Raw genomic sequence first — 7558 nt, 5'->3', positions numbered from 1 at the left:
ATTTATTATTTGTTTAGGCTATAAAGGATATGCAATTAAAGAATTCTTTCTAAATTACAACTTACACATGTCCGATTTCACAATACATTTAAAGGATAATACAATTACTAGCCATTCTCATCGTGTAGAACCGTGGAAAGTTACACTAATCGATACTGGTGTAAATACAGAAACGGGAGGACGAGTGAAAAAGATTCAAAATTTTGTTGGAAACGAACCTTTCTGCCTCACTTATGGCGATGGATTAAGTAACGTAAATATAAAAGAACTTATTGCATTTCATAAAAAACATGGAAAAATGGCAACTGTTACCGCCGTACAACCTCCTGGTAGATTCGGTTCTCTCATATTAGATAAACAGTCTGTAACATCTTTTCAAGAGAAGCCACTCGGGGATGGCGGATGGGTTAACGGTGGATTTTTCGTTTTAAACCCTGAAGTTTTCAATTACATTAGTGGAGATAAGTCTGTTTTTGAAACAGACACTTTAGTTCAGTTAGTAAACAAAAACGAACTATCAGCATATCAACATACTGGTTTTTGGCATCCGATGGATACATTGCGCGATAAAAATAAATTAGTCGAGCTATGGGAAAGTAATAACGCTCCGTGGAAGGTTTGGTAATATGGCTTCTTCATCTTTTTGGAATAAGAAAAAAGTATTTATTACGGGACATACTGGATTTAAAGGCTCTTGGCTCACCCTTTTCTTAACTTCTTTAGGTGCAGAAGTAGTTGGCTTTTCTTCTCATCCCCCATCGATTCCTAATCTTTTTGAACAATGTAACGTAGCAAAAGAGTGCATAACAATTAAAGGCGACATTACAGATTACGATTCTTTATTACACGCCCTAAAACATCATAACCCTGACATACTATTTCATTTAGCTGCCCAGCCAATCGTCACCACTTCATATAAAAATCCTATCGAAACATTTAAAACGAATGTTTTAGGAACTGTCCACGTATTAGAGGCGGCAAAACATATAGAAAGTATACGTGGCATCATTAATGTTACAAGTGATAAATGTTATGAAAATAACGGAAGCGGTAACCGGGCATTCGTGGAAAGTGACCGGCTAGGCGGTTTCGACCCTTATAGCGCTAGTAAGGCTTGCGCTGAACTAGTGGCAACATCCTTTCAAAAGTCATTCTTCCGCACTAATACACAGAAACTCGCCTCAGTAAGAGCAGGTAACGTCATCGGTGGTGGTGATTGGGCAGAAGACCGATTATTCCCAGATGTCATTCGTGCATATTTACAAGATGGTACATTAACGATTAGAAACAAAAACGCTATTCGCCCGTGGCAACACGTATTAGATCCTTTACACGGCTATATCCTTTTAGCTGAAAAACTTTGGACAGACGCTGAATATGCAGAAGCATGGAATTTCGGCCCGTTGAACGAACCTAACAGAACCGTTCATGATGTCATTCAATCTGTAATAAAATTATGGAATAAACAACTAACAATCACCTCCCCCTCTACAAACACTCCTTATGAATCGCCTGTTTTAACACTCGACAGTACAAAAGCAGTAAACAAACTCGGCTGGACTCCTAAGTTATCAACAGATAAGGCTATCGCTTGGACTGTTGATTGGTACAAAAAATATGCATCTGGTGAAAATATCGAATCTTTCACGCGACAACAAATCGATGCATTCAAAAATTTATAAGGGGGCTATAAAATGGAACAGAAAAAATGCCGTTTTTGCCACTCATTACTCACAAACACTTTTTTAGATTTAGGTGTTTCTCCTCTCGCTAACTCATTTGTTTCTCCAGAAAACTCATATAAAATGGAACCATTTTATCCATTGCACACATTTGTTTGTCACTCTTGTTTACTCGTACAATTAGATGAATTTGAATCTCCACACAATATTTTTCATGACTATTTATACTTTAGCTCTTACTCATCAAGCTGGCTACTGCATGCTAAACAATATGTAGAAATGGCGATTAAGCGCTTCCACTTAAAGAAACATTCAAAGGTTGTTGAAATCGCGAGTAACGACGGGTACTTATTACAATATTTTCAAAAAGAACATATCGAAACGTTAGGAATTGAACCAGCAAAAAATGTAGCAGAAATCGCTATCCAAAAAGGAATTCCTACTGAAGTGAATTTTTTCAGCAACGACTTAGCAAAAAAATTACCGCAAGCAGATTTAATCATCGCTAATAACGTATTAGCACACGTTCCGAACTTACATGATTTTGTGGCAGGTTTAAAAACGTTATTAAAACAAGACGGAACAATAACAATTGAATTCCCGCACTTATTAAATCTCATATCCTTTAAACAGTTTGATACGATCTACCATGAACACTTCTCCTATTTCTCACTTATAAGCCTGCAAAAAGTTTTAGCTCACCATCATTTACAAATTGTCGATGTAGAAGAACTTGCAACGCACGGTGGTTCCTTACGTATTTTTGTAAAACATCTTAGTGACGAATCAACTATCCATTCTAGTGTTACAAAATTAATCCAAAAAGAAGTAGATCACGGGCTAAATACATTAGATTGTTATCTCCTTTTTTCTAAACGCATCGAACAATTGAAAATAAGTATTTTACAGTTTTTTATAGAAGCGAAAGCTTTAAACAAACAAATTATCGGTTACGGTGCCCCAGCTAAAGGAAACACCCTTTTAAATTATTGCGGGATAGGAAAAGAATTTCTAGCTTATACAGTAGATAAAAACCCTCATAAACAAAATCTCCTACTACCAGGAACACGCATTCCAATAAAATCTCCAGAAGAAATTAAGCGTACAAAACCTGATTACATTCTCATACTCCCTTGGAATTTGAAAGATGAAATTATGAAAGAATGCTCTTTCATTCGTGAATGGGGCGGCAAATTTTTAGTAACAATACCAGAAGTTGAGGTAATTGAGCCATGAAAAAAATCCTTGTAACAGGCGGTAGCGGATGGATTGGTAAATATGTTGTACATTCTCTTATTCAAAAGGGCTATGAAGTGCACGCCACTTACAATACAAATAGGCCTTCCCATCTTTCTTGCCATTGGCATAAAGTCAACTTACTTTGCGATGAAGAAGTAAAAAAACTCATTTACGACATGAAGCCTAGTCATCTCATTCATTTAGCTTGGGAAGCAGTGCCTCCAGCGTGTTATGTATCCATTCATAATTACTATTGGCTTACATCCAGCATCTCATTGATTCAACACTTCACAACATGCGGCGGAAAGCGAGTCGTTGTTGCCGGCACCGGCGCAGAGTATGAATGGTTTAACGGCGTACTATTTGAAGATTCACCGCTTCTTTCCTATAAAACACCGTATTCATTATGTAAAAACGCACTACACTCCTGGCTACAAACGTACGCTGAGCAATCAGGCCTCAGCATGTGTTGGGGCCGTATTTTTCATATGTATGGCCCTCACGAACAGGGGAATCGGCTCGTTTCTAACATTATCACTTCTTTATTAAAAAATGAGGAAGCACTATGTACACATGGAAAACAATCAAGAGATTTCCTCCATGTGAGCGACGTCGCTCATGCTCTCGTAACGATATTAGAACACGACGTTACAGGCACAATCAATATCGCTTCTGGTCAATCTGTACAAATTAAAGAATTAGCATCTTTCATTGGGACAAAGATAGGAAAAGAGCATTTAATTAAACTGGGTGCAATCCCTTTCTCTAAAGATGAACCTTTATTTGTCGGCGTTCATGTAGAGCGTTTAAAAACTGAAGTAAACTGGAAACCGACATACGATCTAAATACAGGAATCGAAGAAACAATTTCATGGTGGGAATCATTTATACAAAAGCATAACGGTACGCATCACTAAAACGTAAATCCTTCGTCCCTCTTGCTAATTCCTTATACCATTCTTCTAATCTTTCCGGCGTAATAATATGGTGTGTACCCATCCCCCGATCCTTACTAGCTTCAGAAAGGGTCGGACCAATTTGTAATTTCCTCTTTCTCATCGCATCGTTCCATGGGCTAAACCCAAACCATAATATACAAGCAAGAGGCGGATAAATCATAGATTCATGCGCAGATAAATGTCTTCCAACCGTATAACTTCCGTGTTCATGATTATGAATAAATCTACCTCTTCTCCATAACGGCCATTCTTCTGGTAAATAACCGTGAAATCGCTGCTTCATTAAAGGTATACCAAAGTTAAGTTCCGGATAATTGTAGTTAGGATCATCGACCATAACAAGCCCTTCCAGCCAATACATCCTTCCTCCCAATTCATGAAGTGAATTCCAAAATTGATTTTTATCTTGCACACAAAGAAACTCGGTCGTATTTAAAATCATTTTCCATCCCTTTACTTCTTGTTCCACCCTCATTACTTCATGATCTGTCGCTAATGCATCAAATTCTGGATTTGCAGAATCTCGTACTTCCCAGTGCGGCGCGAACTTTTTACAAATTTCAACGGAACGATCTGTTGAACCTTTATTAATTAAAATGCCATGATCAAACAGTTTCGTATGATGAGCAAGCCACCACGGTAATAAATACTCTTCGTTATAAAAATGAGAAATAACGGTTGTAGTTATAATAATCTCCTCTTTCTCTATTAATCTATTTTTCATCCTACAACCAATATACTCATAAACTAAAAATATGTTTCCTATATTAATAACCAAATAGTATTACTAATATTTTTGTAAGTTTTCCTTCGGTACCCAGCCATCCTCACCACCTGTTTTTTCACACCAAACCCAGCCATTCAATTCTTCTAATCCAATCAATCTTTCTCCAATACTTACATTTAATTCTTTGGCAGTATATTGTTTCGTAATGATTCCTACATCAGTTGTATTTTTCATTATAATTTGCTCCGGAACCCATCCTTTCCGGTCATATTTCTCTTCGTGACAAAACATCCAGTTTTCCCAATTTTCAGGACCATCGTAACTCTCTATCATTTTCACTACATCCCCCTCTTCTAAGCGAATTGGATCAGGATAATTGCTCACATGTGATTTTATCACGATATATTTCATAACAACCTCCAATAATCAGAAAATTAAGTTATAATATCATTATAACTTAAGAAGGAGGAATACACATGTACTACAACACTTCATTCGAAAACGATCAACCAGTAGGCCGTCTATAAACTAAGACGGGCATTCATATAACACGTGCACTATGCCTCGTCTTAGGGACTCATCATACCCTAAAAATAGACGGAGGTACTTTACATGAGACAAACAATTTTAGGAGCTATATGCTTATCGCTAGCAGCTAGTATATGGGGCGGTATGTATGTTGTTAGCAAATATGTACTCGACTTTATTCCACCACTAACACTCGTTTGGCTACGCTTTATCATTGCTTTTGTTGTTTTATATATGATTTTAAAAACAGCTGAGAAAAAACAAAAGAAAACAGTAACCATTCACAAAAAAGATTGGCTCCTATTCGCTTGGATTGGATTTATCGGATATTTCATTTCGATCACTTGTCAATTTATCGGAACAAAATTATCCGACGCTCATACAGGATCTTTAGTAACATCAGCTACACCTGCATTTATGGTTATATTTGCAACGATCATTTTAAAAGAAAAACTAACCGCTCGTAGATTACTATCTACCATCATAGCGACAATCGGTGTCATTATCGTAATCGGATGGGATATTGAAATTGGCTCCTATTTTATCGGTACAATCATATTAGTTGGGGCAGCTATTACGTGGGCTTTACTATCTATTTATGTAAAAATTGCTTCAGCTCAATTTTCATCTTTAGTGATTACAACGTACGCTATATTCTTTTCACTCTTTTTTATTACACCTTTTATGGTATGGGAATTTCAATCAAACCCTATTGAACATATGAACATGTATGTGGTATTAGGCGTACTTTATTTAGGAATCGTCTCAACAGCAGGTGCCTTTTTCCTTTGGAATAAAGGATTAGAATTAATGGACGCTAGTATCGGTTCCTTATTTTTCTTCTTTCAGCCTATCGTTGGGTCATTACTTGGTTGGCTCTTATTAAATGAAACATTAAATAGTAACTTTTTTATTGGCGGTATTCTTATTATATGTAGTGTTTTTATTACTACTTTTGAAAAGAAATAAAAAACAGGCAGAGATACTTAATCTCTGCCTGTTCGTATAATTGGATCTTGGTCGTGAAAACCAATACAAATCGGTATATTCCTTTGCACTTCACTACACACATTCATAAAACTACATACCGTTCTAGCAATTAAATACAAATTTATACCCATTGCCTTTTCATTTATATCAAAGCCATTCTTAGCATATACATCTGCTAATTCTATAGACTTCGGTCCTTCAACCTCATATGTCCATTCAGAAGCCCAATCATCATCCTCTTCTTCCAGCGAAAAATACTCTTCACAAATATAAAAATGACTATCCCATTCATTACCAAGATCATATTCAAAATAAATTGCTTTTGCCTCTTCACTAGTAGCGATTTGTATAGCTTCATCCAATGCTAGTCGAATACTTTCCTCATATGCTCCTAAATGAATTGCTTTAATTCTCTCTGCATAACCCTTAGACGCTAACATGCAACAAATATCATAATACTTCCCTTCTATTTGCTCTACTGCTAACGAAAAAACATCTTCTTGCATCTCTTCTAAATACTGAAATATATCCACACTAATTACTCCTCATTCTTTACGCACCCCAATGCGACGGACGGGACAATAATTTCGGTAATTTCGTATGTTTGTCCCCTCTCGCCGCATTAACTTGAACTTGCGTCAGAAAAATACTATTTGTAAAATCAGTCCCGCGAATATCTGCATCTCGTAAATCTGCTCCGATAAGATCTGCTCCTCTTAAATTTGCTCCATTTAAGTTAGCCGCGATTAAGTAAGCTCCTCTTAAATTCGCTCCTTGCAAATCTTTCTTCTTCAAATTTGCTCCCATAAGATCTGCTCCGCGGTGAATGATTCGTTTCTTACGCGCAGTATTCATTTCCTTCCAAACTAGCTCACTCGTTTCTAAAAGTAAAATATTCACTTCTGCACGATGTAATGGGATATTTACTTTCATTAACTCGTCCGCATGTAAATTCGAAAGTCGCTCCGTCTCTTCAATTGCTTTACTTAATTCTTTATGGATTGATTGTGCCGCCTTCAATAAAATAGCCTCATTTAAATACCAAAGCATTTCATGTAGCTGATGCATAACTGGAAAAGCATCATACATTTTTCTCGCATGCTTCGCATCTTTCCGCCAATCTACCCCGTTAAATGTAACTTGAGAAATTTTCTGCCCAGCGCCAAAACATTCAAATACTGTACAACCTTTATAACCTTTTCCACGAAGATTTTTATGTATACTACATTTAAAATCTGATTGTAAATTGGCACATGGTTTCCCGCCATCTTTATTCACTGCAAAATCTACTGACGCTGCGAACGGTAATGCCACGCAACATAAACCGAAGCATTTTTCGCAGTTTGCTTTTAAATGATCGTTATGATTAGTCAAAATGTATACCCCCTGTTGTCTTTTGACTATTTCATAATATTCCAACCTTATTAAATAAT

Annotated in this window: 9 protein-coding genes; 5 read left to right on the top strand and 4 right to left on the bottom strand. The window is 36.6% G+C overall.

Going from position 1 to position 7558, the window contains the following annotated elements; genetic code table 11:
- From rfbF to MR079_RS26900, 4 genes are all read left to right on the top strand, one after another.
- The coding region (gene rfbF, locus MR079_RS26915) for a glucose-1-phosphate cytidylyltransferase (RefSeq protein WP_242294965.1) at window positions 1-625 on the top strand (625 nt) is incomplete at its 5' end.
- Between the two features lies 1 nt (window position 626).
- Window positions 627-1682, top strand: a complete 1056-nt coding sequence (gene rfbG / locus MR079_RS26910) for a CDP-glucose 4,6-dehydratase (RefSeq protein WP_139866181.1) — start codon at window positions 627-629, stop codon at window positions 1680-1682.
- Between the two features lie 12 nt (window positions 1683-1694).
- Complete coding sequence (locus MR079_RS26905) at window positions 1695-2918, top strand: class I SAM-dependent methyltransferase (protein WP_242294964.1); 1224 nt, start codon at window positions 1695-1697, stop codon at window positions 2916-2918.
- Window positions 2915-3838 carry an NAD-dependent epimerase/dehydratase family protein gene (locus tag MR079_RS26900; protein WP_242294963.1) on the top strand — a complete coding sequence of 308 codons (924 nt, stop codon included), beginning with the start codon at window positions 2915-2917 and terminating at the stop codon, window positions 3836-3838. Before MR079_RS26905 ends, MR079_RS26900 begins: the two co-directional genes overlap by 4 nt.
- On the opposite strand, the gene MR079_RS26895 is transcribed toward MR079_RS26900, so the two are convergent.
- Both MR079_RS26895 and MR079_RS26890 read right to left on the bottom strand, forming a co-directional pair.
- The gene (locus MR079_RS26895) at window positions 3807-4604 is read right to left on the bottom strand and encodes a glycosyltransferase family 2 protein (RefSeq protein ID WP_139866184.1); all 798 of its coding nucleotides are present in this window, start codon (window positions 4602-4604) and stop codon (window positions 3807-3809) included. The genes MR079_RS26900 and MR079_RS26895 overlap by 32 nt on opposite strands.
- Before the next feature lie 63 nt (window positions 4605-4667).
- Entirely contained in the window at window positions 4668-5018 is a 351-nt protein-coding gene (locus MR079_RS26890; protein WP_000875278.1) for an SH3 domain-containing protein, read from the bottom strand.
- A 201-nt stretch (window positions 5019-5219) separates the two neighbouring features.
- On the opposite strand from MR079_RS26890, the gene MR079_RS26885 reads away from it, so the two are divergent.
- Window positions 5220-6104 carry a DMT family transporter gene (locus tag MR079_RS26885; protein ID WP_242294962.1) on the top strand — a complete coding sequence of 295 codons (885 nt, stop codon included), beginning with the start codon at window positions 5220-5222 and terminating at the stop codon, window positions 6102-6104.
- A gap of 17 nt (window positions 6105-6121) precedes the next feature.
- Here MR079_RS26885 and MR079_RS26880 read toward each other — a convergent pair whose 3' ends face one another.
- Together MR079_RS26880 and MR079_RS26875 are read right to left on the bottom strand one after the other, a co-directional pair.
- Window positions 6122-6658, bottom strand: coding sequence for a hypothetical protein (locus MR079_RS26880; RefSeq protein WP_242294961.1), 537 nt, complete (start codon window positions 6656-6658; stop codon window positions 6122-6124).
- A 19-nt stretch (window positions 6659-6677) separates the two neighbouring features.
- A complete protein-coding gene (locus tag MR079_RS26875; RefSeq protein ID WP_139866187.1) occupies window positions 6678-7499 on the bottom strand; it encodes a pentapeptide repeat-containing protein in 822 nt (273 codons plus the stop codon).
- Window positions 7500-7558 lie beyond the last annotated feature (59 nt).

Source organism: Bacillus cereus group sp. BfR-BA-01381, assembly GCF_022663555.1.
GTDB classification, from domain to species: domain Bacteria; phylum Bacillota; class Bacilli; order Bacillales; family Bacillaceae_G; genus Bacillus_A; species Bacillus_A pacificus.
Note: the sequence above shows the minus strand (reverse complement) of the source record. Positions and strands in the feature narration are given on the sequence as shown.

Coding starts and splice junctions, on each gene's coding strand:
- MR079_RS26890 (WP_000875278.1), bottom strand. CDS start 5,018: ATGAAATATATCGTGATAAAATCACATGTGAGCAATTATCCTGATCCA.
- MR079_RS26885 (WP_242294962.1), top strand. CDS start 5,220: ATGAGACAAACAATTTTAGGAGCTATATGCTTATCGCTAGCAGCTAGT.
- MR079_RS26900 (WP_242294963.1), top strand. CDS start 2,915: ATGAAAAAAATCCTTGTAACAGGCGGTAGCGGATGGATTGGTAAATAT.
- MR079_RS26905 (WP_242294964.1), top strand. CDS start 1,695: ATGGAACAGAAAAAATGCCGTTTTTGCCACTCATTACTCACAAACACT.
- MR079_RS26895 (WP_139866184.1), bottom strand. CDS start 4,604: ATGAAAAATAGATTAATAGAGAAAGAGGAGATTATTATAACTACAACC.
- rfbG (WP_139866181.1), top strand. CDS start 627: ATGGCTTCTTCATCTTTTTGGAATAAGAAAAAAGTATTTATTACGGGA.